The following is a 17720-nucleotide window of genomic DNA, read 5'->3' on the forward strand; positions in this document are numbered from 1 at the left end:
GCCGGCCGCATCCGCCTCATCGGCGGGAACGCCAAGGCACTGGCGGCGGCAACCGGGGGCCGGCCGGACATTGCGGTCTATTCCCAGCCGGTCACCGAGGCCGGACGCGTCGAACTGCTGCCCTTCCTGCACGAGCAGGCGGTCAGCATCACCGCACACCGCTTCGGGACGCCCAGCGAACTGGCGGACGGTGTGATCTAGGGGCAGCCAGAACCGCTATCAGCAGGGTGGGCGGTCATCGCACCTGAAATGGACAGGCGCACCGGGATTACCGGTGCGCCTGTCGTTTATCAGGGTGCCTGTCGTTTTCGGTTGGGCCCGCAGTTCTTGGTCGCGCCTGTCATTATCCGGGCTGCATGTCCTTAGTCCCGGCAATCGGTCCGGCGTTGACGGGCTGAACCTCAGCCCCTACCGTTATTCCGAACCGCGCTGGTCACCGACCGCGGTTCGCCTGGATCAGCAGACAGGACCTAACTGAGCTGGAGCACCATTCCGTCGCTACCAGGCAAGGATTCTCATGACCCACTCCCGTTCCGGCGCGCAACTTCCCGCCACCCAGGTTCCAGCAGGCTCTCCGGCCGGGGCCCGACTTTGGATCCGGAATCCCCAGGCGGCATTCACTGCCAACTCCCTCGATGCCTCGGGCGGCGTCGTCGTCAGCGGCGGAAAAATCGTCGAGGTGCTGGCGGCAGGCGAGCAGCCGTCGTCGCCCTGCGATGAAACGTTCGATGCCGGCAGCCATGTGCTGCTGCCGGGCCTGATCAATACACACCACCACTTCTACCAGACGCTCACCCGCGCCTGGGGTCCGGTGGCAAACGCCCCGCTGTTCCCATGGCTTCAGAACCTTTACCCGGTGTGGGCGCGGCTCACGCCGAAAGACCTGGAACTGGCCGCAACTGCCGCACTGGCCGAACTCCTGCTCTCGGGCTGCACCACTGCGGCGGATCACCACTACCTGTTCCCGGACGGGATGGAACACGCCATCGACATCGAGGTCGAGGCGGTCCGCCGGCTCGGCATGCGTGCGACCCTCACCCGTGGATCCATGACGCTGGGACAGGACGACGGCGGCCTGCCGCCGCAGTCGACAGTGCAGGCACCGGAGGTGATTCTGGCCGACAGCGAGCGGCTGATCGGTCAGTACCACGAGCGCGGTGACGGCGCGGTCATCCAGATTGCGCTGGCCCCGTGCTCGCCGTTCTCCGTGACGAAGGAGATCATGACCGAAAGCGCGCTGTTGGCCGAGCGGCTCGACGTGCGGCTCCACACGCACCTCGCTGAAACACTCGACGAGGAGGACTTCTGCCGTGAGATGTTCGGCCTGCGGACCGTGGACTACCTGGAAAGCGTGGGCTGGCTGGGCAACAGGACCTGGTTGGGCCATGGCATCCACTTCACCGACGACGAGATAGCCAGGCTGGGAGCTGCAGGTACCGGCGTCGCGCACTGCCCGACATCGAACATGCGGCTCGCATCCGGCACGGCCAGGGTTCTGGAGCTGGAGGACGCAGGCGTCCCCGTGGGGCTGGGAGTGGACGGTTCCGCATCGAACGATGCCTCGAACATGATCCTGGAGGCGCGTCAGGCACTGTACCTGCAGCGGCTGCGCTACGGAGCGCAGGTTCCGGTGAAGCGAGCGCTGACCTGGGCGACGAAGGGCTCGGCCGCGGCGCTGGGCCGGCCGGACCTGGGCCAGCTGGCACCGGGCATGCAGGCAGACCTGGCACTGTTCAAGCTCGATGACCTGCGGTTCTCGGGTAGCCACGACCCCATCGCAGCGCTGCTTCTATGCGCCGCGGACAGGGCCGACCGGATGATGATCGGCGGGACCTGGCGCGTGGTGGACGGGCAGATCCCGGGTCTCGACATCGCCGGCCTCATCGCGGAACACTCGGCTGCGGCGCGAAGGCTCATCGCCGGCTAGGTATCGGCGCGGCGACTCGCTCTGGTTCCCGTGAAAGAATCGTGGGACGCCTTTGTGCTCATCAACCAACTCCGGAAGGCAGCCCTCCATGCCCTCAGCAACGTCCAGCCGCGTAGCCGATCTGCGGACACGCACCGGACCGTTGGTGCCGGGGCTGGCGGTGGTGGCAGCAGGGGTCGCCGTCGCGGTGTGGCTGGGATCGGTGCAGACGGTCATCGGTTCCCTGGTGATCGCACTGATGCTCGGGGTGCTGCTCGGCAATACCGGCCTGTACAGGCCGGTTCTCCGGCCGGGGGTGAAGGCGGGGACGAAGAAACTGCTTCGCGCCGGCGTCGTGCTGCTGGGTCTACAGCTCGCCCTGCCGGACATCCTGGCGCTGGGCTTCCAGGTCCTCGCCCTGATCATCGCGTGTGTGGCGCTGAGCTATGTCTTCACCCTCTCCGTGGGGATGCGCCTGGGGCTCACGCGAGCCGGCGCCACGCTCATGGCCGCCGGGTTCTCCATCTGCGGGGCGTCGGCCGTCGCAGGGCTCCAGGGCATCGTGAACGCGGACGACGACGAAATCGCCAGCGCCGTCGCAATGGTCACGCTGTACGGGTCGCTGATGATTCTTGCCCTGCCCCTCCTCAATGGACTGCTCGGGCTGAGCGAGGAGAGTTTCGGAATGTGGTCAGGCCTCGCCGTCCACGAAGTGGCGCAGGTGGTGGCCGTCGCCGGCACCGCCGGTGCGACGGCACTCGCCGTCGCCACCGTGGTCAAGCTGGGGCGCGTGCTGATGCTCGCACCGGTGGCAGCGGTGACATCATTCGGGATGCGACGTCGGGCTGTCATTGCGTCCAGCCGACGAACGGCAGCTGAAGGCATCGGGATCAACGCCTTCAATGCGGAGAACACAGTCAGCGGGCGCACAACAGTCAGCACCACTTCCGGCGCCACCCGCACTCCGATGGTGCCGTTCTTCGTGGTGGGATTCCTCGCAATGGTGGCGCTGCGGTCAATCGGACTGGTTCCCGAAGCCGCCCTGCAGGCAGCGTCAGTTGCTGCGACGCTGCTTCTTGCGGCCGGCATGTTCGGGCTCGGGGCCGGCATCGATATCCGCCAACTCGTTCGCACGGGGCGCCGCGCGGTGGCGGTGGGTGCGCTGTCGACGGGGTTCCTCGGGGGAATCTCGCTCGCCGGGGTGCTCCTGATCCAGGCCTGAGCAATTTAGCTCGTGGGGCAAGTGGAGCAGGACGCTCCCGGATCCTGAGGCCACCGGAGCCAGGAGGTCCGAAAGTTAGGCGCTACCCGAGCCAGGCGCTACCGGAGCCCGGTGTTCCGGCTCAGCGCGAGACCGATGAGCTCGTCGATGAGGTCCGTGTATCCGAGGCCGGATTTCGCCCACATCTGCGGATACATGCTGATCGGCGTGAACCCGGGCATGGTATTGATCTCGTTGATCAGCAACTCCCCGGACGGCGTGTAGAAGAAGTCCACCCGGGACAGTCCCTCGGCTCCTACGGCGTCGAACGCCTGACCCGCGAGGGTGCGTACCCGCGTCGTGACGTCGTCGGGCAGGTCCGCCGGGCAGCTGAGTTCAGCAGCGCCGCCGTCCACGTACTTCGCCTCGAAGTCGTACCACTCGTGGTCGCCGGACTGCACTGCCACCTCGCCGGGCAGCGAGGTACGGGGCTCAGCGGTGCCGCGCCCCTGAAGCACTGCCACCTCGATCTCGCGGCCCACGATCCCCGCCTCGACGATGACCTTCGGGTCGAGAGTCCGGGCGAACTCCACCGCTGCGAAAAGCTCTTCGACCCGCTCGACCCTGCTGATCCCCATTGAGGATCCAGCCCGGGCAGGCTTGACGAAGACGGGAAATCCGAGCGCTGCCGCGCGGTCAAGGCATGCGGTACTGTCCCCTCTCCATTGGCGGTCGGTGAACACCTCATAGGGCCCGACGTCGAGCCCGGCGCCCGCGAAAACCACCTTCATGAAGTGCTTGTCCATGCCCACGGCCGAGGCCAGCACACCGGCGCCCACGTAGCGGATGTCCGCCATCTCGAGCATGCCCTGCAGCGTACCGTCCTCCCCGAAGGGTCCGTGCAGCAGGGGAAGCACCACGTCCACGCCGCCGAGGCTGCGCGGCACCGAATCCGGCGCGGTCACCAGGAGCTCCTGGCCCGCAGCGGCATCGGGGCCGGAAGCCGTGCCCATGACCACGGATTCCGGCGAAGCCACTACCTCGGGCAGCGTGTCCGAGCGGAGCGACCACCGGGCCGGGTCGGCCGAGACCAGCGACCACTGGCCGTTCCGCGCGATCCCCACGGGCACGACGTCATACTTCTGCCGGTCGATCGCCTGCAGGACACCGGCGGCTGTCACGCAGCTGACGGCGTGCTCACTCGAGCGGCCGCCGAAGAGAACGAGGACGCGCGGCTTCCGTGGCGGAGCGGCGTCGGCAGGGGTAGTCACAGGGAGTGTTCGCCTTCCGGCTTGAGGTCGCGGGCCAGCAGTCGGGGCCCCAGGTCATCGACGGAGGTCGTGCCCTGGAGGACCGCCACCACGTTGTCGGTGATGGGCATGTCCACGCCGAGGTGGGTTGCGAGGTCCAGCACGGCCTGGGCCGATTTGATGCCCTCCGCCGTCTGGTTCATCCGCACGGTCACCTGCTCGAGGGTGAGGCCCTGGCCCAGCAGGTGCCCTGCGGTGTGGTTGCGGGACAATGCCGAGGAGCACGTGGCGATCAGGTCGCCCATGCCGGCGAGGCCTGCGAGCGTCTCCGCCCTGCCACCGAGCGCAACCGCCAAACGCGTGGTCTCGGCGAGGCCGCGCGTGATCACCGATGCTTTGGTGTTGTCACCCATCCGGCGCCCCTCGCAGATCCCGACGGCAAGCGCGATGACGTTCTTCACGATTCCGCCGATCTCCACGCCCACCACGTCGGTGGAAGTGTACGGGCGGAAGTAGGTTGCGGTGCACGCCGCGGCAATCCAGGAGGCGACATCGTGGTCGGGGCATGCCACCACCGATGCGGTGGGCTCACGCCGCGCGATCTCCAGGGCGAGATTGGGACCGGACACCACGGCGATGCGGTCCTCCGGCAGGCCGAGTTCCGCCGCGATGACCTCGCTCATCCGTGCGTCGGTCCCCACTTCGAGACCCTTCATGAGGGAGACGACGACGACGCCCTCGGGCAGGAGCGGCTTCCACCCGGCCAGCTGCGGCCGGAGTGACTGCGCCGGCACTGCGAGGACCACGAGCTCGGCGTCCTCGAGGACCACTGCAACATCGGCTGAGGACGTGAGATTGGTCGGGAGCACTGTATCGCCGAGGTACCTGCTGTTGCGGTGGGAACCGTTGATCTCGTCGGCGACCTCCGGGCGGCGGGCCCACAGGCGGACACGGCAGTCCTCGGATGCGTCGGCGATGACCTTCGCGAACGTGGTTCCCCAGCTGCCGGCTCCCAGGACCGCGACGCGCAGCGGCCGGTCTGAGCGCCCCGGCTGGCCGGACCGCGCAGGCTGGTCGACCCGCGCCGGCGAGTCGAAGCGCCCCTGCTGGTCATTCGGCCCAGCCTCCCCAGGCACGCTCTCGACAGTGCTTTTCGTCACGCAGCACCCTCACCGTCGGCAGGTAGATCCCGGCCGGGCCGTTTCTGCTGCCGAGCCACCGCATCCCACCGCTGTGCCGGCGGCTCCTCCTGGCGCAACTCGGCCAGCAGCGCAGTGATGGCGTCGAGGATCCGGTCAGTGGCGGCGTCGAGGGTGGCACGCGTAATGGGCTTGCCGTAGAACTCACTGAGATCCACCGGTTCCCCGACCAGAACCCTGGAGGTCTTCCTCGGGAACAGGTAGAAGCGCTTCGCGTAGGGAGGGAAGACCTCCTGGGCACCCCAGTGGGCCATGGGCACCACCGGCGCTTTTGTCTGGAGGGCAAGCCGCGCAGCCCCGGTGTGGCCCTTCATGGGCCACAAGGCGGGATCGCGCGTCAGCGTCCCCTCAGGGTAGATAATGATGCCGCCACCGCTCGCGATGGCGGCGCGGGCGGCCTCCAGCGACTTATTGGCGCCCGCCGTGGTCCGCTCGACCGGCACCTGGCCGATCGTGTGGAGGATGGATCCCATGACCGGCACCTTGAACAGCGACGCCTTGGCGAGAAAGTGTGGCATGACGCGCTGGTTGAAAAGGAAGTGGGAGACGACCAGCGGGTCGATTTCCGTGACGTGGTTGGGGCACACGATGAAGCCGGTGTCCCGGGGAAGCTTCTCGGCTCCCTGCCATTCCTTGCGCATCATCAGGTTGAGGATGGGCCGGACAGTGACGCCGAGAATGCTGAAGATAACCCGCGAAGCGGCTGTTTCGGTCATGACTGCCAACGTACCCTAGGACATTGCCGCGGCCACAGCCGGGACATCCTCCGTCAGGTCGAAGTCGGCTCCGAGACCCTCCAGCTTGTCCTGGAAGCGCTCGTAGCCCCGGTTGATCAGTTCGATCCCTGTAACCCGGGAAGTGCCCTCCGCAGCAAGTGCCGCGATGAGGTGGCTGAAGCCGCCACGAAGGTCGGGAATGTCGATGTCCGCGCCGTGCAGCTGCACCGGGCCGGAGATGACGGCGGAGTGGAGGAAGTTGCGCTGCCCGAACCTGCAGGGGACGCTGCCGAGGCACTCGCGGTGCACCTGGATATTGGCGCCCATGCGGATGAGCGCTTCCGTGAAGCCGAACCGGTTCTCGTACACGGTTTCGTGGACGATCGATACACCGGCGGCCTGCGTGAGTGCAACCACGAGGGGCTGCTGCCAGTCCGTCATGAAACCGGGGTGCACGTCGGTCTCGAGGACCAGCGGCTTCAACGGCCCGCCCGGGTGGTAGAAGCGGATGCCGTCGTCGTCGACGTCGAAGGCTCCACCGATCTTCCGGTAGGTGTTGAGGAAGGCGGTGAGGTCGAGCTGGCGAGCGCCCTCCACGTAGATGTCACCCTTGGTGACCAGTGCCGCCGACGCCCATGAGGCCGTCTCGTTGCGGTCCGAAATGGCTTTGTGGTTGTAGCCGACGAGTTCGCGTACGCCCTCGATGCGGATCACCCGGTCCGTCTGGACCGTGATGATGGCTCCCATTTTCTGGAGCACCGCAATGAGGTCCATGATCTCGGGCTCGACGGCAGCACCCGAGAGTTCGGTGATGCCCTCCGCACGGATTGCCGTCAGGAGGACCTGCTCGGTGGCACCGACACTCGGGTAGGGAAGGTGGACCTTGGCGCCGTGGAGGCCCTTCGGTGCGGAGATCGAGATCCCACCGGGGCGCTTGTCCACCACCGCGCCGAAGTTACGCAGCACCTCGAGGTGGTAGTCGATGGGCCGGTCGCCGATCTTGCAGCCGCCCAGATCCGGGATGAAGGCTTCACCGATGCTGTGCATCAGGGGACCACACAGCAGGATGGGAATGCGGGAGTCGCCGGCATGGGCGTCGATGTCCTTGGACTGGGCCATCTTGGCGTCACGCGGGTCCATGGTGAGGTCGCCCGTCACCGGATCCTTCGTCACCTCCACGCCGTGCAGCTTCAGCAGGCTCGTGACGACGTCGACGTCCTTGATCTCCGGCACGTTGCGGAGCACCGACGGCGTGTTGCCGAGCAGTGAGGCGACCATTGCTTTCGGCACCAGGTTTTTGGCACCCCGAACGGAGACCTTTCCTGTCAGTGGCACTCCACCGCGGATTGTCAGAACGCTACCCATCAATACCTATTCCTCATGCTTTAGAAGTCCCCAGGGCGCACGGATACTCATCCAAGCATAGGAGCATAGGGGCAACAACAGAAATACGGGGGCACCTGTCCCGGCCCGCGCATATCTTCCAGAACCGCCCAGCGCGGGCCGAAATTCCCGATGCAATGAGGATCACACGCCGACGAGCCCGGCTCTGCGAGCAGGTCAGCCGGGTGTCAGCCCTGCAGGAGTGCGGGCAGGGTGGTGGGCTTGTAGGCGGGCCGCTTCTCCTCGAACGCGGTGATGTCCTCCTTGTGGCGCAGGGTCAGGCCGATGTCGTCGAGGCCCTCGAGCAGCCGCCACCGCGTGTAGTCGTCGATCTGGAAGGGAGCGGTGACGCTTCCGCACACCGCGGTCCGTGCCTGGAGGTCAACTGTCACTTCGGCACCCGGCTCGTTGTCGAGGACCTTCCAGATCAGCTCGATGTCGTCCTGCGCGAGCTGGGCGGCAACGAGCCCCTGCTTGCCTGAATTGCCGCGGAAGATGTCGGCGAAACGGGAGGACAGCACGGCCTTGAAGCCGAAGTCCTTCAGCGCCCAGACGGCGTGCTCGCGGGAGGATCCGGTGCCGAAGTCAGGGCCGGCCACCAGCACGGAGGCCCTGGTGTACGGCTCGCGGTTCAGGATGAAGTTCTCGTCCTTCCGCCACTCGGCGAAAAGTGCGTCCTCGAAGCCCGTGCGCGTGATCCGCTTGAGGTATACGGCCGGAATGATCTGGTCGGTGTCCACATTGCTCTGGCGCAGCGGGACGCCGATTCCGGTGTGGGTGGTGATCTTTTCCATGTCGATTCCCTAAACGGCTGTGGTTGCGGTGGGTGCAGTAACGGAAGGCCGGAGAGTGCCGACCGGCGGTACCGGGTCGAGGTCCGATGGCGAGCTCAGCGTGCCGCGGACGGCCGTGGCGGCAGCCACCACGGGAGACACGAGGTGCGTGCGGCCGCCCTTGCCCTGGCGTCCCTCGAAGTTGCGGTTTGACGTGGAGGCGCACCGCTCCCCCGGCGCGAGCTGGTCGGGATTCATGCCGAGGCACATGGAGCAGCCGGCAAACCGCCATTCCGCTCCGAAGTCCTTGAACACCTGGTCGAGGCCCTCGGTCTCGGCCTCGAGGCGGACGCGCGCCGAGCCTGGCACCACCATCATCCGGATGGCGGGGTCCTTCTCCCGGCCGCGGATGATGTCCGCGGCGATCCTCAGGTCCTCGATGCGGCTGTTGGTGCACGAGCCGAGGAACACCGTGTCGACGCGGATGTCCTTCATGGGAGTGCGCGGAGCCAGGGCCATGTAGTCGAGGGCCCGCTCGCACGCCGCGCGGTCGTTCTCGTCGGCGAAATCCTCCGGAGCGGGAACCGACTGCGAGAGCGAGACGCCCTGGCCGGGGTTCGTACCCCAGGTCACGAAGGGCTCGAGGTCATCGGCATCGAGGAACACCTCCGCGTCGAAGACGGCGTCGTCGTCGGTCCGCAGGCTCCGCCAGTCGACGACGGCGGCATCCCACTCAGCGCCCTGCGGCGCGTGCGGGCGGCCCTTGAGGTAATCGAACGTGATGTCGTCCGGCGCCACCATCCCGGCCCGGGCACCGGCTTCGATCGACATGTTGCAGATGGTCATGCGGGCTTCCATGGACAGGGAGCGGATGGCGGAGCCGCGGAATTCAAGCACGTACCCCTGCCCGCCACCGGTCCCGATCTTGGCGATGATCGCCAGGATGATGTCCTTCGACGTGACGCCGGGCTTCAGGGTGCCCTCCACGGTGATCCCCATGGTGCGGAAGGGCTTGAGGGACAACGTCTGGGTGGCCATTACATGCTCCACCTCGGAGGTGCCGATGCCGATCGCGAGCGCGCCGAAGGCGCCGTGGGTGGAGGTGTGCGAATCGCCGCAGACCACGGTGAGGCCGGGCTGCGTCAGGCCGAGCTGCGGGCCGACCACGTGCACGATCCCCTGCTCAGCGTCCCCCAGTGAATGCAGCCGTACGCCGAATTCGCGGCAGTTGGTGCGCAGGGTCTCGATCTGGGTGCGGCTGGTGAGGTCCGCGATGGGCTTGTCGATATCCAGCGTCGGGGTGTTGTGATCCTCCGTCGCAATGGTGAGGTCCGGCCTACGCAGGGGGCGCCCGGCAAGCCGCAGCCCCTCGAACGCCTGGGGCGACGTGACCTCGTGGACGAGGTGCAGGTCGATGTAGAGGAGGTCGGGCTGCGCCTCGGAACCGACTACTTCGCCCTTCCGGACAATGTGTGAGTCCCAGACCTTCTCAGCAAGTGTTTTTCCCATTTACTTTCCTCCGCCGCTCTCCCTGGTCCGCCAAGGCTTCTCGATAACTGAACCAGCGCCGCCGCAGCTCCCGCCAGTCCGACGACTTGCGTCTCAGATAATGAGACGGCAATATCATCTTATGGACAATTCTAGCGGTGTCGGGGTCATTGATAAAGCGGCGATGGTGCTTGATGCACTTGAGGCCGGCCCCACCACGCTGGCCCAGCTCGTCTCCTCGACGGGCCTCGCCCGCCCTACGGTGCACCGGCTGGCGCTGGCCCTGGTGCATCACCGGCTGGTGGGCCGGGATATGCAGGGCCGCTTCGTCCTGGGGAGCCGACTCGTCGAACTGGCATCCGCCACCGGGGAGGATCGGCTGATCGCCTCCGCCGGCCCGGTACTGCTCAACCTCCGCGATGCTACCGGTGAGAGTGCCCAGCTGTTCAGGCGGCAGGGCGAGTGGCGGGTCTGCGTCGCCTCCGCCGAACGGCCGGTGGGTCTCCGGGACACCATTCCCATCGGCACCCAGCTGTCCATGAAGGCCGGCTCCGCCGCCCAGTGCCTGCTGGCGTGGGAGGACCACGACCGCCTGCTCATGGGACTCCAGAACGCACGTTTCACTCCGACGGTCCTTGCCGGGGTCCGACGTCGGGGCTGGGCCCAGAGCCTCGGTGAACGCGAAGCCGGCGTCGCCTCGGTGTCGGCGCCGGTGCGCGGCCCGTCGGGCCGGGTCATCGCCGCAGTGTCGATCTCCGGTCCGATGGAGCGGCTCACGCGCCAGCCCGGCCGCATCCACGCAGAAGTGGTGGCGAACGCGGCCCGGCAGCTCACCGCTGCCGTCGGCAAGGGTGCCGAGAGCACGGGCACCGGAGCGTGAACGGGCCCGACGGCGGTGGGCGCGGCTACGCCGTCTTCCTCCGGGGCGTCAATGTTGCCGGGACTCCGATGAAAATGGTGGAGGTGAGACGCGAGCTCGCCGCGCTTCCGGTCAGCGAGGTGAAGACGCTGCTGGCTTCGGGAAATGTGGTGCTGCAGAGCACCCTGGGGGCCGCGGAGCTGAAGCCACTGGTGGAGGAACGCCTTCGTGCCGCGTTCGGCTATGACGCCTGGGTGGTGGTGATCGACCGCGAGTGCCTCGCGCAACTCGTCCACGCCTGCCCCTATCCTGCCGACAGTGCGACCGTGCACTCCTATGTCACGCTGTTCTCCAGTGAACCGGCGCTGCGGGAATGGGTTGCCGAGGCTGGAGCGAGCGGTGCCGACGTCGTCGTCCTCAGCGCCGAGGCAGTGGCCTGGCAATCACCCGTCGGGGGAACCCTCGAAAGCCCGGCGAACAGACTGACGATGGCTCGCGAGTACAAGCCCGTGTGCACCACGCGGAACCTGCGGACGCTGCAGAGGGTACTCCGGGCCTAGTGCCCGAGGACGTGCGCGCCATTGTTCTGGTTACAGACCTAGGGCAGGCGGTGGTCGCCGGGATGCGGAATCCGCAGCCAACGGTAGCCATAGCCCGGGAGCTCGAGTTCAAGCACTCCCTGATCGGAGACACGTGGTTCGGTCTCGCCAAGCAGGTCCAGTAGGGCCAGACCGCCGATGTCAACGGCGGAATACTCGTCCGACGCAAGGTCAAGGCGCACCGGAACCGGGTCCGCCCCGAGGTTGTGCACCAGGATGATGGTGGCTGCCTCCCAGGTGCATCGGTGGGCCAGTACTGATGCAGCCGGCTGCGCCAGGATGTCGAACTCACCCCAGCCAAGCTCCGGGCATTCGCGATAGCGTCGGATCAGCTTGGCCATGAAGTTCAGCAGCGACTCCGGGTCGCGCCTGGCCTGGGCCGCGTTCACACGGTCCGCCCCGTATTCGCCGGTGATCACCGGGGACACCAGCTCGGTTTCGGCGGCGGTCGAAAAGCCCCCGTTCTTTTCATCTGTCCACTGCATCGGTGTTCGGACCGCCATGCGCCCGTCGGCGTCGAGATTCTCACCCATTCCGATCTCCTCGCCATAGAACAGCACCGGCGTTCCAGGCAGGGAGAACAGCAGGGAATACACCATCCGCAGGCGCTGCGGATCGCCGTCGAGCATCGGCGGCAGCCGGCGCTTGAGTCCCCGGCCGAAGACCTGCATGCGTTCCTCGGGCCCGAAGGCTGCGAAGACTTCCTGCCGCTCGTCGGCTGACAGCTTGTCCAGGGTCAGTTCGTCGTGGTTCCGGACGAACATCGCCCACTGATTGTCCGGGTTGATCGCCGGCCTGCTGTCCAGCGCCTGCGCCAGGGGTGATGCATCCTGCCGGGCGAGCGCCAGATACATCGCCTGCATGGCGATGAAGTCGAACATCATCGTGAGTTCGTCGGCGTTCCCTCCCCCGAGGAACTCGTACTGCTCCTCATACTGCAGGTTCACCTCGCCCAGGAGGACCGCCTGCCCGTTGCGGCGGTTGAGGAACCGCCGCACGTCCTTGAGGAACTCGTGCGGATCCGGCAGCTCGTCGGCCTGGGATCCCGTCGTTTCGAGGAAATAGGGGACGGCGTCCACGCGGAAGCCGTCGATACCCATCTGCAGCCAGAAGCCCATGGCCTTGGCGATTTCATCCCGGACCTTCGGATTGGCGACGTTGAGGTCGGGCTGATGCTTGTAGAACCGGTGCTGGTACCACTCACCGGTGGTTTCCTCGAGGGTCCAGATCGAATCCTCCTGGTCAGGGAAGGCGACCTCCTTCGAGGTATCAGGTGGGGTGTCCGAGCGCCAGACGTAGAAGTCGCGGTAGGGGCTGTCCTTCGAGCTGCGGGCCGATTCGAACCATGGGTGGGAATCGGAGGTGTGGTTCACCACCAGGTCGGCAATGATCCGGATGCCTCTGTCCTTGGCCGTCCGAAGGAATTCCACCACGTCGCCGTGTGTTCCGAGGCGCTCGTCCACGCCGTAGAAATCGGTGATGTCGTAGCCGTCGTCCCGGTCCGGCGTCGGATAGAAGGGCATCAGCCAGATGCAGGTGACGCCGAGCTCGGCGAGATAGTCCACGCGCTGGGCAAGGCCCGCGAAGTCGCCCACGCCGTCGCCGTCGGAGTCGAAGAAGGTCTCCACATCCAGGCAGTAGACCACCGCGTTCTTCCACCACAGGTCGGAGGTGTCGGTTATTCTCATGAAGCTCTCCCTGGGCGCAGCGGCTCGAGCGCGGCGGATCTGTCGATCCAGAGGAACGCGTCATAGCGGCGGTTGAGGACGGTGGGCACATAGTTTCCCCGCCGTTCGGCGTCGGGGTGATACACGACGCCGATGGCGCGGTGGCCATGGCTGCGGCCTGCCCATCCGGTTTCGCCGCCGTTGAAGACGAACAGTGCTGATTCCTGGTCCCCCAGCGCGTCATGGAGCAAACGCTCCGTACTGCCCTCCCGCGCTGCGGGCACGGCCATTGCTTCGATGTCCCCGCCCCATCGATCAGCGGCCAGCACGTGCCCCTCGTAGGTACCGAACCCCACCAGCACGACGCCGTCTTCGGAATGCTCCTCCCGGACAAGCTGGCCCACGTTGAGCAGACCGCCCGCAGCCATGTCGGTCCAGCGGGCATCACCCACGTGGGTGTTGTGTTCCCACACGACGGCCCTGCTTCCTTCCTCGTGGTGAACCATCAGCGCATCGAGGGTTTCGGCCATGTGGCGGTCGCGGATGTTCCACGACTCCGGTCCGCCCTGGACCATCGCCCGATAGTAGGCTTCAGCACCCGCCGCCGAGTGAGCGTTCCGTTCGGCGTTGAACTGAGCATCACGTCCGCTGCCACCCGCGGGTTCGGCAGCACTCATCCTCCCCAGAAGGTCCACCACTTCCTTCTCACAGCCCGACGGCACCCATTGCGTCGAGCGCGCATAGGACTGTGCGTCCTCCGCGAAGGGTTCGAAACACCGGAAGGCCTCGAGCGCGGTTTCCACGTGCTCCGGGTGGTGCGCTTCGAGGTACTCCAGGGTGGAGCGCAGCGAGTCCCACAGACTGTAGACATCCAGGCCATAGAAACCGACGCGCGCGTCCGGTTCCCTGCTGAGATTGTAAGAGCGCAGCCAGCGGGTGAAGTCGACGACGTCGGTGTTGGCCCACATCCAGGTAGGCCAGCGGTCGAAGCCGTTCAGGACTTCGGCCGGGTCCTCCGGCGCCCCTGCTGCAGCGGTCACCGAACGGTGCACGTCCCAACAGTCCGGCCAGTCACCTTCGACGGCGACGAAGGAGAACCCGTGCTCCTCGATCAACCGCCGTGTGAGCGCGGCCCGCCAGGAATAGAACTCGTGGGTGCCGTGGGACGCCTCGCCGATGAGCACGTACCGGGCGTCACCGATCCTCTCCAGCAGCGGTTCGAGATCCGCTGCATCCCTCAACGGCAACGCGGCGTTCCGGATGCCGACCAGATCCTTCATGTTTCCCTCCCTCTCTCGCGAGGCCTGCCATACCTGCCAACCGGGGCGCCGGCGAGGAGCGCGCGGACCTCGTCATCGCCCGTCTGACCGAATTGCTCATACTCGGATCCCACCGCACGGAAGTTCTCCGGCTGCCAGGGGCAGACGACTTCGTCGACCAGGCCCTTCAGCTGCGCCACGGCTGCTGGCGCACCCACCGGGACCGCGGCGATGATCCGACGAGGTTCAAGGGTGTGAAGGGCGGCTACCGCCGCGCGCATCGTGGCACCTGTCGCGAGCCCGTCGTCGACGACGATCACTGTGTGTCCCCGGACCATCAGGGGCGGGGATACACTGCGGTACTCCTTGTCACGCCGGGCCAGTTCAGCGGTCTCCCGGGACAGCGTTTCCTCGAACAATCGGTGCCCGTCCTTCAGTCGATCGAGCTCCACCATAAGGTCCTGGTTCTGCACGAGCTTCGTGGTTCCGGCGGCCGAAGCCAGTGCTGCCATGGCGGTTTCCGGGTGGCCTGGAAATCCGAGCTTCCGCACCACCACCACGTCCAGCGGAGCTTCAAGCGCCTTCGATATCTCCGCTGCTACCGGAACCCCGCCGCGGGGAAGACCAAGGACGAGGGGGCTTTCGGGCTTCCATCCCTCGAGGCAGCCCGCCAGTTCCCTTCCTGCATCCCGCCTGTCGAGAAATCGGTATCCACCCATGCCTGCCATCCCGGAGAGGAAATGTAAGCCTGCTGCCCATCATCGTCGGATGCGGCCCGAAAAGTAACCCCCCCAAGCCTCGCCCATAAACCTCGGCCATTGGTTTCCTGCCGGTGCTAGCGTGGAAAACGCATCCACCCCATCTGTCCGCAATGACAAGGAACCGATCATATGGCGTCAGGCAAAAACGAAGAAGGCTGGGCCTTCTCGGACGAGGAAGCAGTGCGCGAGGCCGGCCTCTCGGCCCCGAATATTTCAACGGAGCCTGAGGCTGTTCAGGACCCCACCGACCCGGACGTGGCCGATACCACCGACGAATATCCCTCCCAGCCGGACACGGGCAAGCCCTCGTCCGACCAGTCGGAACCCCGCGGCTACCAGAACGACGCGGATCCACCCCGCTAGGACCCGCATGCGGCAACTGCCGCAACTGCAACTACGGCTACACGTCGGCCGGCCTGAGGGCCAACCCCGCCGGACAACCCGGTGCGGGCTACGAATACGCCATGATGGGTCCGTACTGGGGCGGTCAGGCTGAACTCCTCCGCGTGGCTTGGGCTGATTTCAACCTGCTCAAACTTCCCGACGGTACAGAGAAGGAAGCCAATTTCACCATACTTCCCGACATCCTTCCCACCGGATATCACGGCGCAGAATTGGCAATGGTCGCTCCGGGAAAGACCGTTGCGGTATTCGGAGCGGGCCCGGTCGGCTTGATGGCGGCGCACATCGCGCTCCTCAAGGGCGCGGCCCGGGTGTTCGTGATGGACAAGGAACCGGACCGGCTGAAGCTGACCGAGCAGATCGGAGCGACGGCCATCAATTTTGCCGACACTCCTGCAGCAGACGCCATCCTGGAAACCACCGGGGGATTCGGCGTCGACTGCGGCATCGAGGCGGTCGGATACCAGGCACACGACCACACCGACGAGGAACACCCCGAAATGGTCCTGGACAACCTCGTCAGCGTGGTGCGCGCCACCGGACATATCGGTGTGGTCGGCGTCTATGTGCCGGAAGACCCGAAGGCCTCCACCGACTTGGCGAAGGAAGGCCGTATCGCCTTCAACTACGGGCAGGCCTTCACCAAGGGCATCAGCATCGCGGGGAGCCAGTGCCCGGTCAAAAAGTACAACCGGGAACTGCGCGACCTCATCATCGCGGGCAGGTCCACCCCCTCCTGGTTCGTTTCCCACGAGGTTTCCCTCGACGAGGCGGTGGACGCCTACGCACGATTCGACAAGCGCGAGGACGGATACACGAAGGTCCTCCTCCACCCCTGAGGCCCCTGACAGGCCCGGCTCGGCTCCCGCCCGTGATGGGGACACTCCCTAATCGCGAACTGCAACCCCACCACGTCCGCGGGCGGGCCCCTGCCGGCCTGCCCGCGGAAGTCTTAGCCTTGGGTCGTGAACAGGCCAGTTTCCCCACGCGTGCATGGAGCCATCGACTACGGGTTTCTCGCCGCGAACATCGTGGTACCGAAGATGCTGAAGCTCAACCGCAAAGCACGGACCCTTTTCGCGTTTTTCGGATTGACGCAGGGAATCCTGAATGCGTTCACCGAACAGCCCTGGGCCATCAGACCGCTGATTCCCTATCAGGTCCACGGACAGATCGAAAAGCCGGTGCACCGCTGTATGTGCTCGCACCCCTTCTGCTCGGGATCCATCGGCAACGCCGGGCCCGGTCGTTCTGGATTGCCCTCGGAGCAGCACTGGTCCTGCACTTCAACCTCACCGATTGGACGGTGAGAACGACGGGGCGCGCAGTTCGTCAGCGCTGAAGGGATGACCGCGCGACGGCGTCGGGCTACCTCCCTCGAACGGCAGCTTCGCGCCGCCGTCCTGTTGGTGGCCGTACTCAATTTCGCCTACTTCTTCGTCGAGTTCTCGGTCGCCCTGTCGATCGGCTCCGTCGCGCTGTTCGCCGACAGCATCGACTTCCTCGAGGACACGGCCATCAATTTGCTGGTCTTCGTAGCCCTGGGTTGGTCTCTTCGCCGACGGGCCGTTGCGGGAAAGGCGATGGCCGTCGTCATCCTCGTCCCGGCGCTGGCCGCGGCGTGGCAGGCGTTCACCAAGTTCAGCAATCCGGAGCCACCGGACCCGTTCGCGTTGATCATCACGACCGAGGGCGCCGTCGTCGTGAACCTCACGTGTTCCTTCGTGCTGGCCTGCTTCCGCCACTCCCACAGCTCGATGGCCAGGGCAGCGTTCCTCTCCACCCGTAACGATGTCCTCGTCAATGTAGCGATCATCGTCATGGGCGTGCTGACAGTCTGGACGGTCTCCGGCTGGCCGGATCTCCTCCTGGGACTCGTCATCATCGTCCTGAACGTCAGTGCCGCCAAAGAAGTGTGGGAAGCGGCGGAGGAAGAAAGCCTCGCAGCCAGAGCCCTCGCCGGAGAGGACATCGACTAAATTCGGAACAAGGACATCAGCGAGGAGGAGCCATCCTCGCTGTCAACAGCCCATACTCGAAGGACACCCGCCATGCGCCTGATCGCCAACAACTGCTACCAGCTCGAGCACTCGAAGGGCGCCAACGGGTACGTTGTCTCCGGTAGCGCCGGGGCTGCCGTCATCGATCCCGGAATTTCCTCCGGCTACGACGCCGTCCTGAAGGAGTTGCGAGATTCCGAGACCCGCGTGGGCCGTGTCACGGACATAGCGCTCACCCACTACGACTTCGACCATGC

At 66.1% G+C, this 17720-nt stretch carries 18 protein-coding genes; 9 read left to right on the forward strand and 9 right to left on the reverse strand.

What is annotated here, in order from left to right:
* The 3 genes from Y705_RS22370 to Y705_RS0111905 form a co-directional block, all read left to right on the forward strand.
* Positions 1-201 (forward strand): hypothetical protein (locus Y705_RS22370; RefSeq protein ID WP_162149078.1); only part of this gene is annotated, 201 nt, incomplete at its 5' end.
* Between the two features lie 316 nt (positions 202-517).
* Positions 518-1927 (forward strand): 8-oxoguanine deaminase, encoded by a 1410-nt coding sequence (locus Y705_RS0111900; RefSeq protein ID WP_081738011.1) that lies wholly within the window; start codon positions 518-520, stop codon positions 1925-1927.
* An 88-nt stretch (positions 1928-2015) separates the two neighbouring features.
* Positions 2016-3128 carry a YeiH family protein gene (locus Y705_RS0111905; RefSeq protein ID WP_049822675.1) on the forward strand — a complete coding sequence of 371 codons (1113 nt, stop codon included), beginning with the start codon at positions 2016-2018 and terminating at the stop codon, positions 3126-3128.
* A 98-nt stretch (positions 3129-3226) separates the two neighbouring features.
* Here the strand turns inward: Y705_RS0111905 and Y705_RS0111910 are convergent, their stop codons facing one another.
* The 6 genes from Y705_RS0111910 to leuC form a co-directional block, all read right to left on the reverse strand.
* The gene (locus tag Y705_RS0111910) at positions 3227-4378 is read right to left on the reverse strand and encodes a D-alanine--D-alanine ligase family protein (protein WP_026533018.1); all 1152 of its coding nucleotides are present in this window, start codon (positions 4376-4378) and stop codon (positions 3227-3229) included.
* Positions 4375-5388: an NAD(P)H-dependent glycerol-3-phosphate dehydrogenase gene (locus tag Y705_RS0111915; RefSeq protein ID WP_026533019.1), complete on the reverse strand. Its 1014-nt coding sequence runs from the start codon at positions 5386-5388 to the stop codon at positions 4375-4377. The genes Y705_RS0111910 and Y705_RS0111915 overlap by 4 nt, the downstream gene beginning before the upstream one ends.
* Before the next feature lie 125 nt (positions 5389-5513).
* Complete coding sequence (locus Y705_RS0111920) at positions 5514-6272, reverse strand: lysophospholipid acyltransferase family protein (RefSeq protein WP_026533020.1); 759 nt, start codon at positions 6270-6272, stop codon at positions 5514-5516.
* Positions 6273-6287: 15 nt separating this feature from the next.
* Entirely contained in the window at positions 6288-7637 is a 1350-nt protein-coding gene (gene murA / locus Y705_RS0111925; protein ID WP_026533021.1) for a UDP-N-acetylglucosamine 1-carboxyvinyltransferase, read from the reverse strand.
* A 206-nt stretch (positions 7638-7843) separates the two neighbouring features.
* Positions 7844-8449 carry a 3-isopropylmalate dehydratase small subunit gene (gene leuD / locus Y705_RS0111930; RefSeq protein ID WP_026533022.1) on the reverse strand — a complete coding sequence of 202 codons (606 nt, stop codon included), beginning with the start codon at positions 8447-8449 and terminating at the stop codon, positions 7844-7846.
* Between the two features lie 9 nt (positions 8450-8458).
* Positions 8459-9937 (reverse strand): 3-isopropylmalate dehydratase large subunit, encoded by a 1479-nt coding sequence (gene leuC / locus Y705_RS0111935; protein ID WP_026533023.1) that lies wholly within the window; start codon positions 9935-9937, stop codon positions 8459-8461.
* Positions 9938-10058: 121 nt separating this feature from the next.
* Here leuC and Y705_RS0111940 point away from each other — a divergent pair, with 121 nt between their 5' ends.
* Both Y705_RS0111940 and Y705_RS0111945 read left to right on the forward strand, forming a co-directional pair.
* The gene (locus Y705_RS0111940; protein WP_026533024.1) at positions 10059-10796 is read left to right on the forward strand and encodes an IclR family transcriptional regulator; all 738 of its coding nucleotides are present in this window, start codon (positions 10059-10061) and stop codon (positions 10794-10796) included.
* A complete protein-coding gene (locus Y705_RS0111945) occupies positions 10793-11335 on the forward strand; it encodes a DUF1697 domain-containing protein (protein ID WP_026533025.1) in 543 nt (180 codons plus the stop codon). The genes Y705_RS0111940 and Y705_RS0111945 overlap by 4 nt, the downstream gene beginning before the upstream one ends.
* Before the next feature lie 38 nt (positions 11336-11373).
* On the opposite strand, the gene Y705_RS0111950 is transcribed toward Y705_RS0111945, so the two are convergent.
* The 3 genes from Y705_RS0111950 to Y705_RS0111960 are packed head-to-tail and all read right to left on the reverse strand — an operon-like array spanning position 11374 to position 15019.
* Entirely contained in the window at positions 11374-13062 is a 1689-nt protein-coding gene (locus tag Y705_RS0111950; RefSeq protein WP_026533026.1) for an alpha-amylase family protein, read from the reverse strand.
* Positions 13059-14321 (reverse strand): erythromycin esterase family protein, encoded by a 1263-nt coding sequence (locus tag Y705_RS0111955; RefSeq protein ID WP_026533027.1) that lies wholly within the window; start codon positions 14319-14321, stop codon positions 13059-13061. The genes Y705_RS0111950 and Y705_RS0111955 overlap by 4 nt, the downstream gene beginning before the upstream one ends.
* Positions 14318-15019: a phosphoribosyltransferase gene (locus tag Y705_RS0111960; protein ID WP_026533028.1), complete on the reverse strand. Its 702-nt coding sequence runs from the start codon at positions 15017-15019 to the stop codon at positions 14318-14320. Before Y705_RS0111960 ends, Y705_RS0111955 begins: the two co-directional genes overlap by 4 nt.
* A gap of 171 nt (positions 15020-15190) precedes the next feature.
* Between Y705_RS0111960 and Y705_RS0111965 the strand changes: the two genes are divergently transcribed.
* From Y705_RS0111965 to Y705_RS0111985, 4 genes are all read left to right on the forward strand, one after another.
* Positions 15191-15424, forward strand: coding sequence for a hypothetical protein (locus Y705_RS0111965; RefSeq protein ID WP_026533029.1), 234 nt, complete (start codon positions 15191-15193; stop codon positions 15422-15424).
* A 143-nt stretch (positions 15425-15567) separates the two neighbouring features.
* Complete coding sequence (locus tag Y705_RS19520; protein ID WP_253908599.1) at positions 15568-16302, forward strand: zinc-binding dehydrogenase; 735 nt, start codon at positions 15568-15570, stop codon at positions 16300-16302.
* A 507-nt stretch (positions 16303-16809) separates the two neighbouring features.
* Positions 16810-17442, forward strand: a complete 633-nt coding sequence (locus tag Y705_RS0111980; RefSeq protein ID WP_026533031.1) for a cation efflux transmembrane domain-containing protein — start codon at positions 16810-16812, stop codon at positions 17440-17442.
* Between the two features lie 72 nt (positions 17443-17514).
* The coding region (locus tag Y705_RS0111985; protein WP_026533032.1) for an MBL fold metallo-hydrolase at positions 17515-17720 on the forward strand (206 nt) is incomplete at its 3' end.

Origin of the sequence: Arthrobacter sp. H41 (assembly GCF_000520535.1) — a bacterium.
Taxonomy (GTDB): domain Bacteria; phylum Actinomycetota; class Actinomycetes; order Actinomycetales; family Micrococcaceae; genus Arthrobacter_D.